Source organism: Acinetobacter sp. 809848, assembly GCF_000581275.1.
In the GTDB taxonomy this organism is placed as follows: Bacteria; Pseudomonadota; Gammaproteobacteria; order Pseudomonadales; family Moraxellaceae; genus Acinetobacter; species Acinetobacter pittii.
In genome coordinates this window covers 49042-73971 of the sequence record NZ_JEXG01000015.1, presented here as the reverse complement: position 1 = coordinate 73971, position 24930 = coordinate 49042, and the positions used below count along the sequence as shown (strand labels likewise).

Here is a 24930-nt window from a genome sequence, read left to right as displayed (position 1 = left end):
AAGCCATCTAACGATGGCTTTTTCTATTATTCAATCTGATTAATCAGATTTTCTAATTCATCTTTTTCTCGCTTAGGAGCGGACTCCTGTGAAGGTCTCATGGCAGGAGGCGCAGCTTTTGACGGAATAACAATTTCTTCACCTGGTAAATCGGAAAAGTCATTGTCATTGCTTAATTTTGGTTGTGGTGGTGCTGGTCGATAGAGCGGACGTGCTAGTGGCGGAGCCGCACGATAAGTTTTCTTATCAGTTACTTCTGTCACGGTTTCTTGTTGGTCACGTGAAATAGGACCTTTAGCATCTTTATCTAAACGGACCCAAGCTGCTGGCGTACCTTGCAATGCTTGACCCATAAAGTTAATCCAGATCGGCAATGCAGCAATACCACCATATTCACGACGGCCAAGCGTAGTCGGTTGGTCAAATCCAACCCATGCTACAGTCACTAACTTGCCGTTGAAGCCTGCAAACCATGCATCTTTTGCATCATTCGTAGTACCTGTTTTACCACCTAAATCACTACGGCCAATTTTAAGTGCAGCACGACCTGTACCATGCTCAATTACATCACGTAAGATGTTCGCCATATCATAAGCAGAGCTTGATTTTAAAATACGTTGAGCTTGGCGATATTGACTGTTGTTTTTGTCAGTCTGTTTAAGATTAAGCTGCTTAGCTGCGTTTTCTTTCTGTTCTATATCTTTATTCGTAACCGCAATGACTTCATCATCAGTTGTTTTAGGTTTTTGCTCATCATCCGTTGTGTCAGGTGCATTAATACATGGAATACATGCGTATTCTGGTTTGGCTTCATAAATGACTTTGCCGTAAGCATCTTCAATACGTTGAATGAAATGTGGTTGAACACGGTAACCGCCGTTTGCAAACGTTGCATAACCAGTTGCCATTTGAATTGGTAATACTTGAGGAGTACCTAAAGCAATGGTGTAGTTGCGAGGAATTTGATCTTCTTGTAAACCGAAATCCATAAATAATTGGCGAGTACGTTCAATCCCTACTGTTTGTAGAAGTCTTACTGATACGGTATTACGAGACAAATATAAAGCACGACGTAATGGGATCATACCTAAGTAACGCCCATCAGAGTTTCGCGGTGTCCATTTGCCAATCGTAATTGGGCTATCATTCACCATACTATAAGGTGTCATACCTCTTTCTAATGCTAAAGCATAGAGGAATGGCTTGATTGTAGAACCCGGTTGACGCCAGCCTTGTAAGGCACGGTTAAACTTGGATTGGTAGAAGTTGTAGCCACCTACAATTGCTTCAATTGAACCATCATTCGGGTTAATTGCAATGAGTTGACCTTGAACTTTTGGAACCTGAACTAAAGACCATGCGGTTTTATTATCGTTTGGGCGTAAACGAACAATATCTTTAACTTTAACAATTTGGGACGCACGTGAAGGAGCGCCACCTACGCTATTTGCATTGCGATAGGGGCGTGCCCATGACATGCCTGACCATTGAACCGTAACGGTTGAGCCATCTTGCATTAATGCTTCAAAAGAGCTGCTATTTACCTTAGTGACTTGTGCAGGATAAGTGTTGGCATATGCTCTAAATTCAGTTAACGGTTTGTCATGTGCTTCTGCACCACGCCAGCCATGGCGACGGTCATAAGCTTCAAGGCCATCTTGCACAGCTTTTTCTGCAATCGCTTGGCGTTTAGCATTAATTGTTGTGTAGACTTTATAACCAGAATCAATGGCTTGTTCACCGAAATGCTTTACAAGTTCTGAACGAACCATTTCCCCAGCATAGGGATGAATATTATTTAAATCCCGATTGGGCATATTTAAATTGATCGGCTCTGCAACTGCTTTTTGATATTCTGCTTGAGAAATATAACCCAGCTGTAACATACGGCCTAAAATCCAGTTGCGTCGTTCGAGTGCGCGCTCAGGATTAACTACAGGGTTATATTTAGATGGTGCTTTGGGCAAACCAGCGATCATCGCCATTTGAGCAATGCTGAGCTCATTAATGCTTTTGTTGTAATAAATTTTGGCTGCTGCCGCGATACCATACGCATTTTTCCCTAAGAAGATTTTATTCACATAGAGGCTGAGAATTTCTTCTTTAGATAAATTTTGCTCAATTTTTCGAGCCAAAAAGATTTCGGTTATTTTACGTTTTAGGGTTCTTTCTGGACTCAAATAATAGTTCTTTGCAACTTGCATAGTGATTGTTGAACCACCAGTTTGCACATCTGAACCCGTCACACTTTCGCTCAAAGCACGACCTAAACCCTTAAAACTGATCCCGCTATGTTCAAAGAAAGAAGAGTCTTCTGCTGCTAAAAATGCATGAATAAAAGCAGGAGGAATTTGTTTGTATTCAACCGGAATAGAAAGCTTACCACCGTACTCGGCAATCAGTTGATTGTCTGAAGTGTAGACCTGTAATGGTTTTAAGAGGGGAGCTTTTTTTAGTGAACTCATTTCTGGAAGCGATGGGGCGATATAGAGATACATGCCATAAAAGCCCATCGGAAGTGAGACTAAGATAATAATAATGATCAAAAAAATTGGACGCACGAAGCCCAAACTGGATAGCTTTTTCATGATAAGTAAGCTTTAATAAGATCGAATACAAACTAATTGTGGTCAGTATAGCCTTTAGACATGCGGATTGTTAGATGAGATATTGTATCCGTGTAAAAATAAAGACCTAGATTATTGGTTTGTAATTTTTTTTGGGGATAAAAAAATAATAGGACAATAGTGTGCTCAGGTTATATCGTAAACCGAATAAGGGGTTAATGGGTGTCGATATTAGTTCGACTTCTGTTAAGTTGTTAGAGCTCTCTGTTAAGAACGGTAAATATTGGGTAGAAAGCTATGCTTTAACGCCTTTACCTGAGAACAGTGTAGTTGAAAAAAATATCTTGAATCCAGAAGCAGTTGCAGAAGCTTTGGAACGGGCGATGAATTTAGCAAATCCCCACACCACTAACGCTGCAATTGCTGTTCCAACATCGACGGTTATTCATAAAACCATCGAAATGGATGCAGATATGAACGATGATGAACGTGAAGTTCAGATTCGATTAGATGCGGAGCAATATATACCGTTCCCTTTAGATGAGGTGAGCCTTGATTTTGAGGTTTTACCAGATCGACTGCCGAATCCAAATCGTGTGAATGTACTTTTAGTCGCAACACGAACAGAAAATGTTGAAACACGCGTAGAAGTACTGGAACTGGTTGATTTAACGCCTAAGCTTGCTGATGTTGAAAGTTATGCTGTCGAGCGTGCTTTTAGTGTGTTTGCTGATAGCTTACCCATGGGTGCAAATACCATTGGTATTTTAGATATCGGCCATACCATGACCACATTATCGGTTATGCAAAATGGCAAAATCATTTATACCCGTGAACAAGTGTTTGGCGGTAAACAGCTTACTTTGGAAATTCAAAGCCGTTACGGTTTGTCATTAGAAGAAGCGGGACGCGCTAAAAAAGAACGTTCTTTGCCAGATGATTATGACATCGAAATCTTAGAACCATTTTTAGATGCTGTAGTTCAGCAAGCTGCTAGATCTCTACAATTTTTCTTCTCTTCATCCCAATTCAATGAAATTGACCATATTTTGCTAGCGGGTGGTAATGCCAACATTCCAGGGCTTGCTAAATTGTTGCAGCAAAAACTCGGTTACCGAGTCACTATTGCCAATCCATTTTTACAAATGGGTTTCTCTCCTCAAGTCGACGTTCAAAAAATTGAAAATGATGCTTCTTCATTAATGGTGGCATGTGGCTTGGCTTTAAGGAGTTTTGATTAATGGCAACAATTAATTTACTCCCTTGGCGTGATGGGCTTAGGGAGCAGCGTAAAAAACAATTTATTATTTTATGTTTTGGGGTCGTTGTTTTGGGGATAACCACTGTATTTGCAGGGTGGTTTTATTTGAATCAAAAATTAAATGATCAAGAACAAGCAAATCAGCTCATCATCAGTACAAACCAGAATCTAGATCAACAACTTAAAACCTTAAATGGCTTGCAAGAACAGCGGGATGCAATTATTGAGCGTATGAAGCTCATTCAAGGTTTGCAAAGCCAGCGTCCGGTCGTTGTACGTTTGGTGGATGAATTAGTACGTGTGACCCCGGCAGCCATGTATTTGACTAAATTCAGTCGAACCGGAGATAAATTTACGATTGAAGGTAAAGCGGAAAGTCCAAATACGGTTGCAGAATTATTACGTAATCTCGAAGCATCGCCATGGTATCGCAACGCTTTTATGAGTTCTTTCTTGGCGACCGAAGAGAAAAAAGATAAGGCTATCAGTTCTTTGCTTCCTAGAGTTGAAGATAGCTATGGCAGTTTTGTTGTTACTGTTGATGTAGGGGAAATGGGTGTGACTACAACAGATGATACCGCCAATACGTCTGTAGGTACGGATAAGGAGGCGGCAAAATGAGTCCTGATGAACTTCATGAGCTGTCTTTAGAACAAGCTCCATCTAAGAAAAAAAAGATCACCTTAGAAAAATTTCTTCAGCAATTTAACACGCTCGACATGAACAGTTATGGCAGCTGGCCATTATCTGTGAAAATTACGTGTTGGATTTTTATTTTCTTTGCTGTACTGGCTTTAGGGTATTTTGTTGCTATTCAACCAAAGCTACAAGCAATTGATAATGCTCAAGCACAAGAAAGTAATTTATTAAATGAGTTTCGAGAAAAAGACTCAAAATTACGCAACTTGCAGCAATACCAGCTTCAACTTCAAGAGATGCAAGCCAACTTCAATCAGCAGTTAGAACAATTGCCAAAAGAAACCGAAATTCCAAGTTTAGTTGAAGATATTAACTTAACGGGGGTGAATTCTGGTCTGAAGTTTAAAAATATCCGCTTAGAAGATGAAGTGAAGCAGGAAATTTTTATTGAACAGCCTATTACTATCGAAGCAACTGGGGATTATCACGCTTTCGGTGCTTTTGTTAGCAGTATTGCGGCATTACCACGTATTGTGACGATGCATGATTTTATTGTTGAAGCTGCTCCTGTTAAGGATGGTAGATCAGATATTCCTGTGCTTAATTATTCTATCAAAGCAAAAACTTATCGCTATATGGGCGCGGTTGAAAATCAAAATAATAGTGATCCTCAAGTGATAAATGGTGAAAGTCAGATAAATGCCTCCGATAGCCGTAATGCACATATTCCTTCTATAAAGAAGTCAAAGCGAAAGTAGGAGGATAACTAATGAAACTAAAGAAAATTTTACTTTCTCTGGGGATAGGCTTGGTTTTGGTTGGATGCGACTCTAGAATCGACGCCGTAAATCAGCAAATGGCCGATATACGTAATCAGCCACCACAAGCCATAGAACCCGCGCCTGTTTTTACGCCTGTACCACAGTTTAATTATGCAGCCCATCAGTTAAAGAGCCCATTTTTACCAAGCTCACTTGCTGCTGAGCTCAAAATTATGGCGGGGAAACGAGTATATCCGAATTTCTCACGAGCACCACAGCCACTCGAAAGCTATGCATTAGAGTCCTTAAATATGAAAGGAAGTATGCGTAACAGCCGCGGGCAAGTCATGGCTCTGATCCAAACACCTGATCATCAAATTGAGCGAGTACAGGTAGGGAACTATATCGGGATGAATCAAGGTCGAATTACCCATATTGGTCCTACTCAGATTGATCTGGTGGAGATTGTCCCTGATGGGCGAGAAGGCTATGTGGAGAGACCAAGAACCTTAGTGTTAATTGGACCCGCACCCTAAAATTTAGGGAATAACAAAGAAAAAATTATTTTTAAAGATTATTTATTGGGGATGGTTAGACAATGAATCACGTATTCCGTCAGTTTTCTATGGGAGCTGTGGCGATTGCAATTATGCAGGTTGCATCTGCACAGGTCAGCATGACTAATATTGTACCGATGCAAATAGCGGGTCAGGGAACAGAAATTCGAGTGATATTTAATGGCTTGCCACCGCAACCACAGGCCTATCAGCTTGAGAATCCTTCACGTTTGATTTTAGATTTTAATAAAGCGCAGCAGAATTTAATACAGTCAAAAGTAGCGATTGGAACGAATGAAGCGAGTTCGGTCGATGTAAGCTCCGATGATCAGCGTTCACGTTTAACTGTAAATTTGAAAGAGGCAGGTGCTTTTACTACTCGTATTGAAGGCAACACTTTTATTTTAAAGATTAATTCTGCGCAAGCTGTAGCTAAACCTGTATCAGCAAGTGCAATGCAAACCCAAGGTGTTTCAAACATCGGCTTCCAACGCGGTAGTCAAGGGGAAGGCCTTATCGTTATTGACCTGTTGGGAGGTAATACCCCTGTTGATGTGCAACAACAAGGTAGCAAAGTTGTAGTAAGAACGTTAGGCTCTAAAATTCCTACACATCTAGCTAAACGCTTAAATGTAAATGATTTTGCGACGCCTGTTTCGACCATTGAATCTTATAATGAAAAAGGCAATGGCGTTATTACGATTCAATCTACTGGTAGCTATGAATATATGGCTTATCAGGCAGAAAATAAATTAACCATTAGCCTCAAGCGTCCGCAGGACAAAAATGTAACCTCTTTACATAAGACGCCTAATTACTCTGGTAATAAGCTTTCTCTCGATTTTCAAGATATTGAAGTTCGTCGCGTTTTACAGTTACTTGCTGATTTTACTGGCATTAATATGGTCGCGGCTGATAGTGTGCAAGGTAATATCACTTTGCGTTTAAAAGATGTACCATGGGACCAAGCACTTGATATTATTTTAAAAACTAAAAATTTAGATAAACGCAGAAATGGAAATGTAATTTGGATTGCTCCAGTTGCGGAACTGATCAAGGCTGAAGAAGAAGAAGCAAAAGCTGTTGCACAGAGCGTGAAATTAGCCCCATTACAAACTGAGTATATTCAACTTAAATATGCGCAAGCTCAGGATATTATGAGTTTAATTACTCAAGGCTCAAATAATAGCAATGGTATGCAGCGCACATCTGATGGTGGAAATTCTACATCTACTAATTTAAATACTGGTGTTGATAGTTTAGGTAATAATGTAGGAAGTTTATTGAGTCCCCGTGGAACAATTACTCAAGATGATCGTACCAATACCTTAATTATTAATGATACGGCTCAGTCGATTGATCAAATTCGTAAAATGATTGATCTGTTGGATGTACAAGTTAAACAGGTTATGGTTGAGGCGCGAATTGTAAGAGCATCTACTTCTTTTACCAAAGAGCTCGGTGTTAAATGGGGTATATTATCGCAAGGGATCACTAACAATAATAATTTGTTAGTTGGTGGTAGTGAAACGACCTTGTGGAATTTACGAGAGCCCAAAAAGGATGAGACTACGGGTGGTTATAAATACACGATTGAACGTCCAGATAACTTAAATGTCGATTTAGGTGTAACCAATCCGGCTGGGAGTATTGCCTTTGGCTTGATTAGTATGTCTGATTTTATGCTTGATCTTGAACTTTCTGCATTACAAGCTGATGGCTATGGTGAGGTTATTTCTACCCCTAAAGTAATGACTGCAGATAAACAGCCTGCAAAAGTTGCAACAGGTCAACAGGTCCCATATCAAACTACAACGAATTCTGCTGCTGGTGCTACAGCAAGTACCTCTTTTAAAGATGCACTATTAAGCCTAGATGTTACCCCGAGTATTACGCCTGATGGTAAAATTCAAATGAAATTGGATATTTCAAAGGATTCGGTTTCGGGTGCGGCTCCTAATGGTGAATTGATCCTAAATAAAAATAATATCAAGACAAATGTGTTGGTGAATAATGGTGAGACAGTCATTTTAGGAGGGGTGTTTGAGCAGACAACCCTTAACTCTCAAACCAAAGTTCCTTTCTTTGGGGATTTACCGGGAATTGGACGCCTATTTAGGAAAGATCAGAAATCTGATGATAAGCAAGAGTTACTGATTTTCGTTACGCCACGAATTGTTAATGACACTTTGGTGAGAAATCATTAATATATTTTTTAATGAAAGCAATTGAAATAGGTGGCGCCTTGCCAAGCAAAGCGTTTGAAACCCTGCCAAATATTTATTTGGTAGGGCCCATGGGGGCAGGAAAAACAACCGTTGGACGTCATTTAGCCGAACTATTAGGGCGTGAATTTTTAGATAGTGATCATGAAATTGAACGCAAAACAGGTGCCACTATTCCCTGGATTTTTGAGAAAGAAGGGGAGTTTGGATTTCGCACTCGTGAAACCGTAGTGTTAAATGAGTTGACTTCCCGTAAAGCCTTAGTGTTGGCGACAGGTGGAGGTGCAATTACTCAAGCACCCAACCGCGAATTTCTAAAGCAACGTGGTATTGTTGTTTATCTTTACACTCCTGTAGAACTACAATTACAACGAACTTACCGCGATAAAAATAGACCTCTATTACAAGTTGAAAACCCTGAACAAAAATTACGTGATTTGTTGAAAATACGTGATCCTTTATATCGTGAAGTTGCGCATTACACGATTGAAACCAATCAGGGTGCTGCTCGTGATCTTGCTCAAAAGATTCTGCAACTTATTTTGTCCAACCCGCTAAAATAGCCAAACTTACTTGTGGTTTTATAAACTCATGCAAACTTTACATGTTGAATTAGGCGAACGCCGTTATCCTATTTTTATTGGCAGTCAACTTGATCCTAAGCAGTTGCTTGAGCCTTATATTCATGGTCAACAGATCATGATCGTGAGTAACGAAACGGTCGCTCCTTTATATTTATCTCATTATCAAGAGGCTTTAAAAAGTTTGGGTAAAACTGTAGCGACTTGTATTTTGCCAGATGGTGAGAAATATAAAGATATTCAACATCTAAATTTAATTTTTGATGCTTTACTTGAAGCTGGTTTTAATCGTGATTGTACGGTTTTAGCTTTGGGTGGTGGTGTTATTGGGGATATGGCTGGTTTTGCGTCAGCATGTTTCCAACGTGGTGTTTATTTTGTTCAGGTTCCGACTACACTTCTTTCACAAGTAGACTCAAGTGTGGGTGGTAAAACGGGGATTAATCATCCTCTTGGTAAGAACATGTTGGGCGCATTTCAGCAACCTCAAGTTGTTTTGGCTGATATGGCTCAACTTGATACTTTACCAGATCGAGAGTTATCTGCTGGATTATCAGAAGTCATTAAATATGCCTTGTTGGGTGACGCTGATTTTCTTGTTTGGTTAGAGCAGAATATGGATGGGTTAATTGGGCGAGATGCTGAACTTTTAGCAGAAGCTGTTTATCGTTCATGTGCTCATAAAGCGCGTATTGTCGCTAACGATGAAAAAGAGCAAGGCGAACGAGCTTTACTCAACTTGGGTCATACTTTCGGTCATGCGATTGAATCTTACCTTGGCTATGGCACTTGGTTGCATGGTGAAGCAGTAGCGACAGGCATGGTGATGGCAGCTGATTTATCACAACGTTTAGGTTGGATTTCAAGCGATGATGTAGGGCGTACAAAAAAAATTATTCAACGCGCTAATTTGCCGATATCATGTCCAAAAATTCCATTGGATGAATTCCTTGGATATATGGCGCATGATAAAAAAGTTCTCAATGGTCAATTACGTTTAGTGCTGTTAAAGCAACTTGGGCAAGCAGTAATTACTAAAGACTTTGATGTTGAACTCATGAAACAAGCTATTTTGGCAAATCAACACGGATAATAAATTAAGGTAACACATGACTGTATCACGTACACTTTGGCAGAATGTTCAACAATATATCTGGTTGGTGGGTGGTATCGTCTGCTTGTTGCTCGCTTTTATTTTTTGGGTAATGACCGATAGTAAAAAGCTGGTTGAAGTTGAAAAATCAGCTGATTCGGATGCGCCAGTGCAAATTCAGCCAGAGAAGGTGGCAACAACGGCTAATTTAGGGGCTTTAGCTGATGAAGTTAGACCTCTTGATTTAACAACCCGTACGGTTGCTTCTGGTCAACATGAGGCAGAGTTCCGCGGTACAAAATTTATTAATGAAAACAAGAAACAATGGACGCTTGAGCTTTTCCGTGCGTCTGATGAAGATATTATTAAAAACTTTTTAAAAAATCGTCCAGAACGGAATAAATTTATCTACTTCCGTTTAAGTGGAGATAAGCAATCTGAACAATATGTTTTGACATATGGTGTATTTAAACGTTCTGAAGATGCAATTCAGCAGTTAACCCAACTTAATCTTGATTTACCTGAATCAATTAAACCTCAACCGCAACAATTTTCGACCTATGCGCCATTAGTCAATGATTTAGGGACGGATGAAATGAAAGGTGGTATTAGCCAAACTTATGAAGTGCGGTTACGTCCAGCTGCTCTGCCCAAAATTGATGAGTCCTTACTCATAGGGGGCGGCGTGGCTACACAACCTAAAGTAACGGCTCCAGCAACAAATTCTACAACTCGTACAACGATTATTCGTCGAGATGCTGAGGGGAATGTTGTGGATGTACATCAGTCTAATTCGGCAGTTGATGTGGCTAAAAAGGCTCAACAGAATCGTACAACAGAACCTACAGCAAAAAATGCAACAAATGAGGGCACAAGAGGTAATTAATTATAAGGATGTATCGCACAAATATGGTGCAATAATAATAGTCATATATATTTTTTGATCAACTGTGGTGCATATTTAGTCATTTATTAAAATGATAACGCGAATAAAATCGATCTATTTTCAACAATTATAAATACTTAATTGCAAAAAATAACATTGGCATAGTTTTTGCTTTATTCTTGTGCTTATTAATGTGCTGTAAACTATTTTAGCGCTCTAAAGAGTAAATTCTATGCAGAGTCGAGGGGTCGAACTGCTTTAAAAGAGTGCGAAATAAGTCAAAACATTTTTCTAGCAAAAACCAGTGTACGTAAAAATGGAACAGCGTATATTGGCTTATCAGCCCAAAAATTTTTTTTGTGAAACATTGAGCTAACTGTCGTCCGTAGGCACTATCGCAAAAAGAAGTTGTTTGTTTGACGCTCGAAAGAGCCTTATTGAAAGAAGGGTACGCTATGCACATGCCATCGCCTAATACTGTAGCTCCCGCTCAAGGTTTATATCAACCTGATGAGTTTAAGGATAACTGTGGTTTTGGACTGATTGCCCATATGAAGGGTGAATCAAGTCATCATCTAGTTGAAACCGCGATTCACAGTTTAAGTTGCATGACGCACCGTGGTGGTATTGCCGCAGATGGCAAGACGGGAGATGGTTGCGGCTTATTATTGGCGATGCCAAAGCAATTTTTCCGTGATGAAGCAAAAAAACTGAGTGATATTACACTGAGTGAAATTTTTGCTGTGGGTACTGTATTTTTAAATACTGATCCGGCATTAGCGCAACATTCTAAAAATATTTTAACGAAAGAAATCGAGTCAGATGGCCTACGTGTACTGGCTTGGCGTGTTGTCCCTACAAATAACGATGCACTAGGTGAAATTGCGCTTCAATCGCTCCCTGCTTTTGAACAGGTCATTGTGAACTGTCCAATGGGTGTGACTGAAGTTGAATTTAACCGTAAATTATTCTTAGCACGTCGTCGTGCAGAACAACAATTACAAAATGATCCGTCATTCTATGTGACTACGCTTTGTTCGACAGTAATCAGCTATAAAGGCTTGATGATGCCGGCTGCAATTGCTGAGTTCTATACAGACTTAGCTGATGAGCGTTTAAAATCACATATCGTGGTATTCCACCAACGCTTCTCTACTAATACATTGCCGCGTTGGCCGTTGGCTCAACCATTCCGTTACCTTGCTCATAATGGTGAAATCAACACAATTACAGCAAACCGTAACTGGGCGTTGGCGCGTACTCCTAAATTTGAAAACCCATTATTACCAGGTCTTACTGAGCTTAACCCAATCGTTAACCGTACGGGTTCGGACTCTTCAAGCTTAGATAATATGCTTGAGATCTTAGTCGGTGGTGGTATGGATTTATTCCGTGCCTTACGTATGCTCGTACCACCAGCTTGGCAAAACGTAGAAACTTTAGATGCAGACTTACGCGCATTCTATGAGTTCAATTCTAAACATATGGAAGCTTGGGATGGCCCAGCAGGTCTCGTTATTCAAGATGGCCGTCATGCAATCTGTATGCTTGACCGTAACGGTTTGCGTCCTGCGCGTTGGGTAATTACCAAAAATGATTACATTACCTTGGCATCTGAAATCGGTGTTTGGGGTTATGAGCCTGAAGACGTAGTTTCTAAAGGTCGTGTAGGTCCTGGCCAAATTTTGGTAGTTGATACCTTAACAGGCAAAGTACTTGATACTAAAGATGTTAGTACACATTTGAAAAACATGCGTCCGTACCGTGAGTGGTTACGTGATCATGCGATTCGTTTAAATGCAAACCCAGAACTTGAAGAGCAATTAGTCGATAAAGGTTTAACTGGCGATGCTTTAAAAGCGGCTCAAAAAATGTTTATGGTGACATTTGAAGAGCGCGACCAGTTGTTACGTCCAATCGCTGAAAGCGGACAAGAAGCTGTTGGTTCTATGGGTGATGATACGCCAATGGCTGTATTATCTCGTCAAGTACGCCACGTAACAGATTACTTCCGTCAACAGTTTGCTCAAGTGACAAACCCGCCAATTGACCCGCTACGTGAGTCAATTGTAATGTCGCTTGAAACCTGTTTAGGTCGTGAACAAAATGTCTTTGAGCAAGGCCCTGAGCATGCTGACCGTATCATCATCTCTAGCCCTGTATTGTCAAATTCAAAAATGCAGCAAATCCGTAGCATTGAGCGTCCGGGTTATGAAGCAGTTGATATCAATTTAAACTATGCCGAAGAAGAAGGCTTGCAAGCTGCGATCACGCGTATCTGTGAAGAAGCGGCGCAAGCGGTTCGTGATGGTAAAACTTTAATTGTTTTAACTGATAAAAATATCCGCCAAGGTTTATTACCTGCAAACGCAGCACTTGCAACAGGTGCGGTACATCATTACCTCATCAAAACTGGCCTGCGTACTGATGCAAACATCATGGTTGAAACTGGTTTTGCACGTGATCCGCATCAATTTGCGGTATTACTTGGTTTTGGTGCAACCGCAGTTTACCCATATCTTGCATATGACGTGATCAATGATTTGATCGCTAAAGGTGAGCTTTTAGGTGACCCAATCCATGCGCAAGCAAACTTCCGTAAAGGTATTGAGAAAGGCTTATTAAAAGTCCTTTCAAAAATGGGTATCTCTACAGTTGCTTCTTATCGTGGCGGTCAGCTTTTTGAAGCAGTAGGTTTATCATCAGAAGTGGTAGATCAATGTTTCTTAGGTGTTCCAAGTCGTATTCAGGGCGCAACATTTGCTGATCTTGAAAAAGACCAGAAAAAATTAGCAGCGACAGCTTGGTCAAATCGTAAGCCAATTGATCAGGGTGGTTTGCTCAAATTCGTATTTGATAAAGAGTATCATGCGTTCAACCCAGATGTAATTAATGCATTACACAAAGCCGTTCGCTCTGGTAAATACGAAGACTTTAAAGAATATGCTGAGCTGGTGAATAACCGCCCAGTAGCGACTATTCGTGACTTATTTAAGTTAAAAACAACGAACTCAATTCCAGTTGAGCAAGTTGAATCGGTTGAAGATATCTTGCCTCGTTTTGACTCGGCAGGTATGTCTTTAGGTGCTCTTTCTCCAGAAGCACATGAAGCAATTGCAATCGCGATGAATACGATTGGCGGTCGTTCAAACTCTGGTGAAGGCGGTGAAGATCCTGTTCGTTACGGCACAATTCGTAACTCGAAAATCAAACAGATCGCATCTGGTCGTTTTGGTGTAACTCCTGCATACCTAACTTCTGCTGAAGTATTGCAAATTAAAGTTGCTCAGGGTGCAAAACCAGGTGAGGGCGGTCAGTTACCAGGTGGTAAAGTAAATGGTTTAATTGCACGTTTACGTTACTCGGTACCTGGTGTAACGCTAATTTCACCTCCGCCACACCATGATATTTACTCAATTGAAGATTTGTCTCAGTTAATTTTTGACTTGAAACAAGTTAACCCGAAAGCAATGGTATCGGTGAAATTGGTATCTGAGCCGGGTGTAGGTACGATTGCTGCTGGTGTTGCAAAAGCGTATGCAGACTTCATTACCATTTCAGGTTATGACGGCGGTACCGCAGCATCTCCACTTTCTTCAATTCACCATGCGGGTTCTCCATGGGAATTAGGTTTGAGTGAGGCGCATCAAGCACTTCGTGTAAACGACTTGCGTGGAAAAGTACGTGTACAAACTGATGGTGGTTTAAAAACTGGTCTTGATGTAATCAAGGCAGCAATTTTAGGTGCTGAAAGTTTCGGCTTTGGTTCAACACCAATGATCGCTCTAGGTTGTAAATACCTCCGTATTTGTCACTTAAATAACTGTGCAACCGGTGTTGCAACTCAACAAGATCATTTACGTCAAGAGCACTATATTGGCGAGCCAGAAATGCTTATCAACTTCTTCCACTTTATTGCGGAAGAAACTCGTGAATGGTTGGCAGCATTAGGTGTTTCTTCATTGAAAGACTTAATTGGTCGTGTTGATTTGCTTGAAGTATTGCCGGGTGAAACTGAAAAACATGCTCACCTTGATTTAAGTGCTCTGTTAACTTCTCATCCTTCTGCTGAAGGTAAAGCACAATACTGTCAAGTAGAAGGTAATGCACCATTTGATAAAGGTGTATTGGCTGAGAGAATGGTCGCTGAAATGCTTCCTGCAATTGAGTCAAGCGCTGGTGGTCAGTTCAACTTCAACGTCGTGAACTGTGACCGCTCAATCGGTGCTCGTGTTTCGGGTGAAATTGCTCGTCGCTACGGCAACTTGGGTATGGAAGCTCATCCAGTTGTAATGAACTTAACTGGTACAGCTGGTCAGTCGCTTGGTGTTTGGAATGCTGGTGGTTTACACATCCGTCTTGAAGGTGATGCAAACGACTATGTAGGTAAAGGTATGGCGGGTGGTCGTATTTCGATTTTCCCACCACAAGGTTCACCTTTCCAAACACAGAACACAGCAATTATTGGTAATACCTGTTTGTATGGTGCAACTGGCGGTAAGCTTTTTGCAGCAGGTACAGCGGGTGAGCGTTTTGCAGTTCGTAACTCTGGCGCATTTGCTGTAATCGAAGGTGCGGGTGATCACTGCTGTGAATATATGACAGGTGGTGTTGTGACTGTACTTGGTAAAGTAGGCCATAACTTTGGTGCGGGCATGACTGGTGGTTTTGCTTATGTACTTGACCTCGATAATGACTTCGTAGATTACTACAACCATGAATTGATTGATTTAAATCGTATCTCAACAGAATCTATGGAAGATCATAAAGAGTTCTTGTTGCGTATTATCGATGAGCATATCAAAGAAACTGGTAGTGCTTGGGCTTATAAAATCCGCAATGAGTTCGATTTCTACAGCCGTAAATTCTGGCTTGTGAAACCAAAAGCTGCTAATTTGCAAACGCTTTTGAAAACAACACAAGCTGACCCACAATAATTCCACGACTGCAAAGACATAGGCAGGTGCGGGCAACAAGGAAATCCGCGCCTACCCACGGAGAGAGACATGGCAGAACGCCTAAATAATGACTTTCAATTTCTGGATGTACCACGCCAAGATCCAGAGAAAAAAGATATTACTGTCCGCAAAGCAGAATTTGTGGAAATTTATAAGCCTTTTACATCGGAAACTGTCACTAATCAGACTCACCGTTGTTTAGGCTGTGGTAACCCATATTGCGAATGGAAATGTCCTGTACATAACTACATCCCAAACTGGTTAAAACTGATCGCTGAAGGCCAAATTTTCCAAGCTGCTGAGCTTTGTCATCAAACCAATACACTACCTGAGGTATGTGGTCGCGTATGCCCACAAGACCGTTTGTGTGAAGGTGCTTGTACCTTAAATGATGGTTTTGGTGCAGTAACCATTGGTAATGCTGAGAAATATATCAATGACACAGCTTTTGCTTTAGGCTGGCGTCCAGATATGTCAGGCGTAAAATGGACTGACAAAAAAGTTGCAATTATTGGTGCTGGTCCAGCAGGTTTAGGCTGTGCGGATATTCTAGCTCGTGGTGGTGTTAAACCAGTTGTATTTGATAAGCGTCCTGAAATTGGTGGCTTACTTACATTCGGTATTCCAGAATTTAAAATGGAAAAAGATGTCATGAAACGCCGCCGTGAAATTTTCACGGGCATGGGCATCGAATTCCGTTTAAATACTGAAATTGGTAAAGACATCACGATTGATGAATTACTTGCAGAATATGATGCAGTATTCATGGGTATGGGAACTTATACCTACATGAAAGGTGGTTTCCCGGGTGAAGATCTTGATGGTGTTTATGATGCACTTGATTTCTTAATCTCTAATGTGAATCGTTGTCAAGGTTGGGAAAAAGATCCAAGTGAATACATCAGCTTAGATGGGAAAAAGGTGATTGTTCTAGGTGGTGGGGATACCGCAATGGACTGTAACCGGACTTCATTGCGCCAAGGTGCTCACGATGTAACTTGTGCATACCGTCGTGATGAAAGCAACATGCCAGGTTCTGCGCGTGAAGTAAAAAATGCCTATGAAGAGGGTGTGAAATTCCTATTCAATCGCCAACCAGTCGAAATCGTTGGTGAAAATGGCAAGGTAACAGGCGTAAAAGTGGTAACGACACAAATGGGTGAACCAGATAGTCGTGGCCGTCGTAGTCCTGAGCCAATTCCTGGTTCTGAAGAAGTATTACCAGCTGATGCAGTTTTACTTGCTTTCGGTTTCCGCCCAAGCCCAGCAGACTGGTTTGGTAATGTGAATATCAATCTTGATGGTTCAGGCCGTGTTGTCGCAGCTGAAAAGCAAGAATTCAAATTTCAGACATCAAACCCGAAAATCTTTGCTGGTGGTGATATGGTACGTGGCTCAGACCTTGTTGTGACAGCGATTTGGGAAGGTCGTCAAGCTGCTGAAGGCATTTTGGATTATCTTGGTGTTTAATAAATTAATTTGTTAAATAACTGAAAAAAGCCTACTTCAAGTAGGCTTTTTTATTGGCTGCCATTAGTCACTTTGATGTTTTTGGCAAATATAATAAGCTTTTTTGCCCTTTTTAGCTTTTTAAGCTCGAGACATACTCGAAACTTCCTTCTTCAATACAGTAGGTGTTGAATATGAACATCGCAGGTATGACGGCAGAAAAATCATATTTAAATCGTCGAAAAGCGTTGGGTATTACAGTGCGTCGTCTTGAATTTAATCCAAAGGCCATCAAGCGGCACTATTTTGCAAATTCACCCCTCATGTCGCATTTTTTAACTGCACTCTCATCAACGTTTCCGGTAGGTGAGCAATTTTTTGTAAATAGCGTACGTAATGTGCGTGATAAAGTCTCGGATCCTCAGCTACAAGCACAAATTGCGGCGTTTATTGGACAAGAGGCCATGCATTCCAAAGCACATGGCGAATTTAATGAAGCTTGGCGACGGGATGATTATAATCTGGACAGTTTTCAAAATTGGCTAAATGAGCGGGATAAATATTTAAGAACAATTCCACCTAAGCTGCAATTGGCATTGACCTGTGCGTTTGAACATTTCACTGCTTTACTTGGGGGATATGTCTTACAGCACCCGGAGTTATTAAAGACGCTAGATGAAGATGCGCTAAAACTTTGGGTATGGCATGCGATTGAAGAAATTGAACACCGTTCGGTTGCATTTGATGTTTATCAACATGTATATGGTGATGATCGTATTCGCAGATTATTAATGCGTAGCGTCACTACAGGATTTGCGAGCCTCGCTTTTTATGGGACAACTCGTTTATTTTGGCAAGATAAATGGAATAGCTTACCTAAAATCGGGGGTAATTTATTTGGATTATATTTGCTGATGAAGATGCTTGTTCAGTTAATGCCTGAATACTTTGCATATTACAAAAAAGACTTTCATCCGAGTCAAAAAGATTATGGCAGGATGGTTAATTATTGGAAAAGCTCTTTGGCAGAAGAATATCAAATGGCAAGTTTTGAACAAGAAAAAGATCAGCGATTGAGCTAATAGATAACCGGATTTAAAAGTCCGGTTTTTTAAAATCAATAAAATAAAAGCAACACAATAATGCCTAATTCATCATACAATCAGGTAAAGAGGTTAAAAATATAAAGAAAAACTTGAGGATAATGTGACGATGAAAACGTTGAAACAATTTGCGATCGCAACAACACTTGCCAGTACCTTACTGTTTTCGGGATGTGGCTATAACACTCTACAAGTAAAAGATGAGGCTGTAACAGCAGCGTGGTCTGAAGTACAGAACCAATATCAACGTCGTTCAGATTTGGTACCAAATCTTGTGAACGTAGTTAAGGGTTATGCTAAGCACGAAGAGCAAGTATTAACTGAAGTGACACAGGCACGTTCTAATGTGGCAGGTTTAAAAGTTGATAAAGAAGTTTTAGAAGACCCAGCTTTACTTGAAAAATATCAACAGGCTCAAAGTCAATTAACAGGGGCGTTATCTCGACTCATTGCTGTTTCGGAAAATTACCCAGATTTGAAAGCCAATACTCAATTCCAAGAACTACAAGTTCAGCTTGAAGGTACTGAAAACCGTATTGCTGTTGCGCGTAATCGTTATATTACAACAGTACAAGACTATAACTCATATGTGCGTCAGTTCCCTCAGGCAGTAACAGCAAAAGTAATTGGTATGCATCCAAAAGCCAATTTCTCTGCAGAAGCATCTGCACAACAGGCTCCAAAAGTTTCTTTTGATTAATTTTACAAATCAAAGGAGTGCCGTATGAGAAATACTCTATTGCTTCAATCAAAGCAAATTAAGGTCTTTATTTCGACCTTAATTTTGCTTTGTTGTGGTGTTCTTTTTCAGAATACGGCATGGAGTGAAACTAATATTGCAACTGCTACCGATGAGGGAGACGCAATAGTTGCTGGCAAAATTGTTCAAAAGCAACAAACTCAAGCTGCTGCAACTAAAATAGAGGGGCAAGCTGCTTCAAGTCCTGCTCCTCAAGTCCAATTTACTAATGATATGGCTGATGGGGAATCAATTCGTGGTTTGCCAACTTTAAACCAGCCTGTTATTGATCAAGCCAATATCTTAAGCGAGGCTGAGAAGCAGCAACTTAATCAAAAAATTCTAAGTTTATACCAACAAGGCAAAGCGCAGATTGGTATTGTGATTGTTCCCACAACTGGTCAAGAAGATATCTTTGATTATGCGTTACGTATTGGTGAAAAGTGGCAATTGGGATCATCTAAACGTGATAATGGATTACTCATTGCAGTCGCTGTAAATGACCGCCGTATACAAATACTAACTGGTTATGGCCTAGAAGGTGTGTTGCCGGATATTGTGGCAAGTCGGATCATTCGAAACCAAATTACACCTTATTTTAAACAAGCCCAATATGCACAAGGTTTGAGTGCAGGTATCGATGAAATTGGAAGAATTTTAAATCTTGACCCAGAAGTAGCACAGCAAGCTGCTCAAGATTTAAAAGAACGTCAGCATCAAGCTGCAGAAGAACAGCAAGCCAAGCAGACAACGCTGACAATGGCTTTATTTATTCTTGTTGCTGGAATTGTGGGTTCATTTATTGTCGGTCGTCCGCTTAGTGCATCTACAGCTGGTGTTGCTGCTGCAGTAGCAGGATTCGTAAATGGAGCAGGGCTAGTCACTAGCTTACTACTTGGTTTTGGTATTTTCTTTTTACTCATTACATCAATTGCCCAATTTATTTTACAGGCCATTCTGAGTGGTTCTGGTGGCGGTGGACGTGGAGGAGGCTTCGGCGGAGGTGGCGGAGGCTATGGTGGCGGCGGAGGCCGTTTTGGCGGTGGAGGTGCTTCAGGCTCATGGTAACAACATCAGAAACAACACAAATTATTACTCAACCAAAAATTGAAGAATCTGTAGAGCCAAGTCTAAAACGTTGGTTTAAACATCTATGTTATTTACCTGCTAGTAGTCGTTATTTTTCAAAACAAGATAAGCAAGCTATCGCAGATGCTGTACAGCAGGCAGAACATGGCCATGTTGGAGAAATACAGGTTGTAATTGAAGGCCATATTCCATGTTCACAAGCTTATAGACAAAACACGCGTTTAAGAGCACAGCAATTATTTGCAGAACTAGGCGTTTGGGATACTGCATTAAATAGCGGCGTATTGTTATACCTAAATTTATGTGAACGAACGGTAGAAATTATATTTGATCGTGGCATTCGAAATGCGACTAACGATCAAGTCTGGCAACAGATTTGTGAAGTAATAGTACAAAAGCTTAAGCAAAAAGAATATCAGCAAGCTGTAGTGATGGGCGTACAACAAATTGGAGAGGTGATGTCACGGTTTTATGACGAAAACATGCCCGATCAATCCAATGAATTAGGCAATGCTCCGATTATTCTTAATTAGCTCGTTTTTTGATATTCTTATATTAGCTAATTTTCATAATTTTACTTTTAAAGGTGACTGACAAAAAATGTCACCTATTTATTTATTTTTAATGAGATTTTTATCACAATAAAGAATTAAAAAATTGAAATAAGTGATGAGCTATTTTTTATTAGTGACATATTACCAATAAAGTTTGAGTGACAATTTTTGTCAATTATTTACACCGATTTAATATTTAAGAATAGTTAAATTTAATATAAATATTTGTTTTTTAATTAAAATAAAAGTTGGCATGGATGCTGCAATATAGTTGATAGCTGAAAAAGCTTATATAAAAACATACATACAATCTTTGGGGAAAAGGCTATGAATGCACAAAAAGGTTTTACATTAATTGAGCTTATGATCGTGGTTGCCATTATTGGTATTTTGGCAGCAATTGCGATTCCTGCATATCAAAACTATATTGCTAAGTCTCAAGTAGGAACAGGTTTAACCGATATTACAGCTGGTAAAACTAATACAGAAACTAAATTAGCAGAAGGTTTAGCAGCTAATTTATCTGCAGCATCTGACGTAGGACTACAAAGCTCGAGTAATGCTTGTTCTTCTATTTCAGTATCTGTTGCTACTACTGGATTGACAACAATTGAATGTACATTGCAAGGTACTTCACAAATCAACGGTAAGAAAATTTCTTGGGAACGAACAGCTGATAGTGCTACAGCAGGCACTACGGGTACATGGCGTTGTAAAACTGATGTTGCAACAAATTTACGTCCTAAATCATGTGGTGCTTCGTAATAAATAGCTAAAAAAAGAGAGGTTGCTACCTCTCTTTTTTTATTGAAGAAAATAAATATGTTGAAAAAAAATATAATGTTCCTACTAATAGGAATTTATCTCATTACAGCATTATTAGGTTATCAAATTGGTTGGTCAGTTTTCCAATATGATGAACTTCGTTTATTACAGTTTCCATTGGCACTATTTGCTTTGTTAATTTTGATTTTTACAAAAAAAATAGAATATTCAATTTCCACTCAAATTACTTTTTTTCTGATTGGTTTATTAATTGCTATACAGATAACAACTTATAGCATTTTTCAGTTTCAAGAACTTTGGTCTGCGATAGCATTACTATTTATATTTTCTGCTTTGCCATATGATTTAAAGAATGTAAAAAATATAGAACATGGCTTAGCATTGATCGTTGTTTCAGCATTTATTCCATGTTTATTTATTTGCATCTCTATCGCTAATTTTATTTTATATAAACAATGGTTTGATTGGCAATTTAACTCTGGCACGATCCGAATTTATGACAGTATTATCGTGCCTATATTCTTTTTTCTAATTTTTTTGAAAAATAAAAAGTATCCATATATTCATTACTTTTATCCATTTGCTAGTTTCTTTTTTGCTCTAGCATGGTTTTTTGATGGAGCTAGATCCGCTTTATTTGCTGTAGCGACAGGATTGTTAGTTTTCGTTATCTACTCTCGAGAAAATCGAAAGCTCATTTTGCAAAGCTGTATTTACATTTTTTTTGCTTTTGTAGTTTATAAAACTACGATTTATTTCGCTGATAAAAATACCATGACCGTAATGAGAGTGGGGACATCCATGCGTGCAGAGATGTGGAGTTTTGTTTTTGAGCAATGGAAAGAAAAGCCATGGTCTGGAGTTGGGGGGGGGTATCTCTCAGAAATCCAATATAAATATGGACATCACATACATAATTTATATTTAAGGTTAATTTTTGAATGGGGAATAGTTGGGTGTATTTTTTTAGTTTGGATGATATATCAAGTTGTTAAGTTGTTTCGAGATAAGGATGCTTTACCTATTACGAAAGCTGGCTTAATTGCAATTTTAGTTGATGCGATGTTCTCAGGAAGTATGGTTTATCCCGCTTCACAAATAGCCTGTATATTATTTTTAGCATTTGCTTTTTCTCAGTCGGAGCAGTCTAAAGAATATTTGAAATATCCTTATAGAGCTACAAAACTACTAATTGCTTTATGGGGAGCTTTATTTTTATACATTACGATTATGTACTTAGGACAAGATTTAACTTGCTGGGGGTGTACGAGTTATGTCGGACGGATGGCACCAAATTTTTGGGAGTATGGTAGTACACAGCACTTGATACCAGCTTCACACATTCCTTAATTTTTTATACTAAATTTTATTAAGGTCTTTTCATTTAGACTTCATACATTCTTTTTTAGACTTCCATGTATAATTCTCACAAGTTTTGGTCTCTAGCCTCTCACTATGCAAGTATTCTTTCTGTTCTTCGCTGCAATCCTGTTGGGTTTTGCATGGTTGTCTCCATTTCACTACAGCCCGTGGGTCATGTTCTCAAGTGAAGTCAGTACTTTTGGGGCTGGGCTATGTGTATTAATTGCTTTACTTCAACAAAATATTAAAATTCCTAGAGCACAGATATTGTTGCTACCATTTACTTTAATTCCTATTGTGCAGTGGGGCTTTGGTTTAGTTTTTGATTTAAGTACGGCTTTATTAAGTACATTTTACTTATTAGGTTTTTGGTTTATGGTCTTGGCTGGCTACAACCTATCTTTAGATCAAAAAAAGAGAGATCAAATTTTTTCAGGTTTTAGCTTATTAGTAATTATTACATCGCTATTAACTAGTCTTATAGCAATTTTTCAATGGTTGAATATTGAATCACATTTAATTTATACCCTTCATCTGATTGGTAACCGTCCTTACGGAAATTTTGGTCAACCCAACAACATGGCAACATTCCTAATTATTGGGTTATTAGGATGTTTGTATCTATATGAAAAAAATAAGGCAACCGTCTGGTTACTCCTGCCTTCAGCCCTCATTATTCTGTTTACGATCGCCTTGAGTCAGTCACGAACATCATGGATCGTTTTTCCATTTTTATTCATCTATTGGATAGTTAAACAATTTGGGAAACAAAAAAGATTTGGAGTTTTTCAAGGTTTTTTGTGGTGCGTCGGTTTTTTCGTAATGGCTGGTGTAATTCTACCATTTGCTACTAATTTAATTGAAGCATGGTCAAGTACTGATGTAACCGAAGCAAGTGGTTTGGTTGAAAGAGCAAGCTCTGGGTATTTGCGTTTTAATATCTGGTCACAAATGTTGCTTGCTGTACAGCAGCACCCTTGGTTAGGTTATGGTTGGAATCAAACCAGTGTGGCACAAATGACAGTTTACCATGCTTTCCCAACAGGAGAGTGGACGACTAGTGCACATAATGTACTGCTTGATTTAATTATCTGGAATGGTATTCCCTTGGGTACTGTAATCATTACCTACTTTGCTTGCTGGTTTATTTGGTTAAATCAACAGGCTAAAAATACCATCTCGATTATAGCGATTATGATGGTCTGTACAGTGCTTATTCATGCCATGTTAGAGTTTCCACAGCGCTATGCTTATTTCTTACTTACTTGTGGATTCCTACTGGGTATTGTGCAAGCACAAACTACTGTACTTAAGGGAATTATCCTCAACAAACATCTTTTTCGCTTATCATGGGTTGTAAGTTTATTGCTTATTATTGCAATTCTACGTGATTACAATGTCTATGTTCTGAATAGTAATTTGCTTTTTAATAATAAGCGTCCAAACGCTGAATTTATGGGAAGTGGTAAAATTTTTGTTTTAACACAGTTTGAGCAGCGTTTAAGTTGGATAGAACTTAATCCCCAAAATATTTTATCTGAAGGTGATTTGGTTGAATGGGAAAATTTTATAAAGAATAAGCCTACTCCATATAACTTACGTAAATACGCAAAATTGCTCGCTTACAACGGGAAAGTAGAACAGGCACAGCAGCAAATATTTATTTTGCAACATCTTTATAAGCAAAAAATAACGCTATCAGAATTACTAAAAGAGAAGTAATAAAAAATCCCCTTAAGTATAAGGGGATTTTTTTATGAGAAATTACATTTGGCTCTGGATATAATTTTCAATACCAACATTGCCAATAAGATCAATTTGAGTATCTAGCCAGTCCCAGTATTCTTCTTCTTTTTCTAGAATTTCTTGAACAAGGTCACGAGTGACATAATCTTGCTCTGTTTCAGCTAAAGCAACCGCTTTTTGAATTGCTTCTATATTTTCTTTTACTTTACGAATGTCACAGTGCAGAACTTCTTCTGTGTGTTGACCAATATAAAGCTTACCTAAATGTTGAAGGTTAGGTAGTCCTTCTAAAAATAAAATACGTTCAATGATTTTATCTGCATGCTTCATTTGACGAATTGATTCTTTATATTCAGCAGAGCCAAGCTGCTCAATTCCCCAGTCATTAAACATGCGTGAATGTAAAAAGTATTGATTAATTGCAGTTAAATGATGATACAGCACTTGGTTAAGCTGATTAATGACATCACGATTGCCTTTCATTGTAGCTACTCCAAAACAATTTCTGCCTCAAACTTAATTAAGGCAATCTATAAATCCATTTTAGTGAACAATCATGGAGATGGCGAGTAAT

Annotated in this window: 19 protein-coding genes; 17 read left to right on the top strand and 2 right to left on the bottom strand. The window is 39.3% G+C overall.

The window, feature by feature from the left end:
- Window positions 1–26: 26 nt before the first annotated feature.
- Window positions 27–2588, bottom strand: coding sequence for a penicillin-binding protein PBP1a (gene ponA / locus J536_RS14310; RefSeq protein ID WP_032057246.1), 2562 nt, complete (start codon window positions 2586–2588; stop codon window positions 27–29).
- 161 nt (window positions 2589–2749) lie between these two features.
- On the opposite strand from ponA, the gene J536_RS14305 reads away from it, so the two are divergent.
- The 17 genes from J536_RS14305 to J536_RS14225 all read left to right on the top strand — a co-directional run bounded on the left by J536_RS14305 (window position 2750) and on the right by J536_RS14225 (window position 24332).
- Window positions 2750–3808: a pilus assembly protein PilM gene (locus tag J536_RS14305; protein WP_005067078.1), complete on the top strand. Its 1059-nt coding sequence runs from the start codon at window positions 2750–2752 to the stop codon at window positions 3806–3808.
- Window positions 3808–4449 carry a PilN domain-containing protein gene (locus J536_RS14300; RefSeq protein ID WP_002116944.1) on the top strand — a complete coding sequence of 214 codons (642 nt, stop codon included), beginning with the start codon at window positions 3808–3810 and terminating at the stop codon, window positions 4447–4449. The genes J536_RS14305 and J536_RS14300 overlap by 1 nt, the downstream gene beginning before the upstream one ends.
- Window positions 4446–5225 (top strand): type 4a pilus biogenesis protein PilO, encoded by a 780-nt coding sequence (locus J536_RS14295; RefSeq protein ID WP_032057248.1) that lies wholly within the window; start codon window positions 4446–4448, stop codon window positions 5223–5225. The genes J536_RS14300 and J536_RS14295 overlap by 4 nt, the downstream gene beginning before the upstream one ends.
- A gap of 11 nt (window positions 5226–5236) precedes the next feature.
- Window positions 5237–5764, top strand: coding sequence for a pilus assembly protein PilP (locus J536_RS14290; protein WP_005067086.1), 528 nt, complete (start codon window positions 5237–5239; stop codon window positions 5762–5764).
- A gap of 62 nt (window positions 5765–5826) precedes the next feature.
- The gene (gene pilQ / locus J536_RS14285; RefSeq protein ID WP_032063183.1) at window positions 5827–7992 is read left to right on the top strand and encodes a type IV pilus secretin PilQ; all 2166 of its coding nucleotides are present in this window, start codon (window positions 5827–5829) and stop codon (window positions 7990–7992) included.
- Window positions 7993–8003: 11 nt separating this feature from the next.
- Complete coding sequence (aroK, locus tag J536_RS14280) at window positions 8004–8573, top strand: shikimate kinase AroK (RefSeq protein ID WP_002116987.1); 570 nt, start codon at window positions 8004–8006, stop codon at window positions 8571–8573.
- A 28-nt stretch (window positions 8574–8601) separates the two neighbouring features.
- Window positions 8602–9684 carry a 3-dehydroquinate synthase gene (gene aroB, locus J536_RS14275; RefSeq protein WP_002116776.1) on the top strand — a complete coding sequence of 361 codons (1083 nt, stop codon included), beginning with the start codon at window positions 8602–8604 and terminating at the stop codon, window positions 9682–9684.
- A 16-nt stretch (window positions 9685–9700) separates the two neighbouring features.
- Window positions 9701–10570, top strand: coding sequence for a hypothetical protein (locus tag J536_RS14270; RefSeq protein WP_032057253.1), 870 nt, complete (start codon window positions 9701–9703; stop codon window positions 10568–10570).
- 461 nt (window positions 10571–11031) lie between these two features.
- On the top strand, window positions 11032–15507 hold the full coding sequence (gene gltB / locus J536_RS14265) for a glutamate synthase large subunit (RefSeq protein ID WP_014207826.1): 4476 nt from the start codon (window positions 11032–11034) through the stop codon (window positions 15505–15507).
- A 69-nt stretch (window positions 15508–15576) separates the two neighbouring features.
- Window positions 15577–16998, top strand: a complete 1422-nt coding sequence (locus tag J536_RS14260; RefSeq protein ID WP_002117101.1) for a glutamate synthase subunit beta — start codon at window positions 15577–15579, stop codon at window positions 16996–16998.
- Window positions 16999–17171: 173 nt separating this feature from the next.
- On the top strand, window positions 17172–18059 hold the full coding sequence (locus tag J536_RS14255; protein ID WP_014207824.1) for a metal-dependent hydrolase: 888 nt from the start codon (window positions 17172–17174) through the stop codon (window positions 18057–18059).
- A 130-nt stretch (window positions 18060–18189) separates the two neighbouring features.
- Complete coding sequence (locus tag J536_RS14250; RefSeq protein WP_002117090.1) at window positions 18190–18780, top strand: LemA family protein; 591 nt, start codon at window positions 18190–18192, stop codon at window positions 18778–18780.
- A 24-nt stretch (window positions 18781–18804) separates the two neighbouring features.
- On the top strand, window positions 18805–19887 hold the full coding sequence (locus tag J536_RS14245) for a TPM domain-containing protein (RefSeq protein ID WP_032063182.1): 1083 nt from the start codon (window positions 18805–18807) through the stop codon (window positions 19885–19887).
- Window positions 19881–20441, top strand: coding sequence for a TPM domain-containing protein (locus J536_RS14240; RefSeq protein WP_032057259.1), 561 nt, complete (start codon window positions 19881–19883; stop codon window positions 20439–20441). Before J536_RS14245 ends, J536_RS14240 begins: the two co-directional genes overlap by 7 nt.
- Window positions 20442–20789: 348 nt before the next feature.
- Window positions 20790–21227 carry a pilin gene (locus J536_RS14235; RefSeq protein ID WP_004789794.1) on the top strand — a complete coding sequence of 146 codons (438 nt, stop codon included), beginning with the start codon at window positions 20790–20792 and terminating at the stop codon, window positions 21225–21227.
- A 57-nt stretch (window positions 21228–21284) separates the two neighbouring features.
- Window positions 21285–22598: an O-antigen ligase family protein gene (locus J536_RS14230; protein WP_032063181.1), complete on the top strand. Its 1314-nt coding sequence runs from the start codon at window positions 21285–21287 to the stop codon at window positions 22596–22598.
- A 105-nt stretch (window positions 22599–22703) separates the two neighbouring features.
- A complete protein-coding gene (locus tag J536_RS14225; RefSeq protein WP_017481721.1) occupies window positions 22704–24332 on the top strand; it encodes a PglL family O-oligosaccharyltransferase in 1629 nt (542 codons plus the stop codon).
- A gap of 42 nt (window positions 24333–24374) precedes the next feature.
- Here the strand turns inward: J536_RS14225 and bfr are convergent, their stop codons facing one another.
- Window positions 24375–24839, bottom strand: a complete 465-nt coding sequence (gene bfr / locus J536_RS14220) for a heteropolymeric bacterioferritin subunit Bfr (RefSeq protein ID WP_005067113.1) — start codon at window positions 24837–24839, stop codon at window positions 24375–24377.
- Between the last annotated feature and the right edge of the window lie 91 nt (window positions 24840–24930).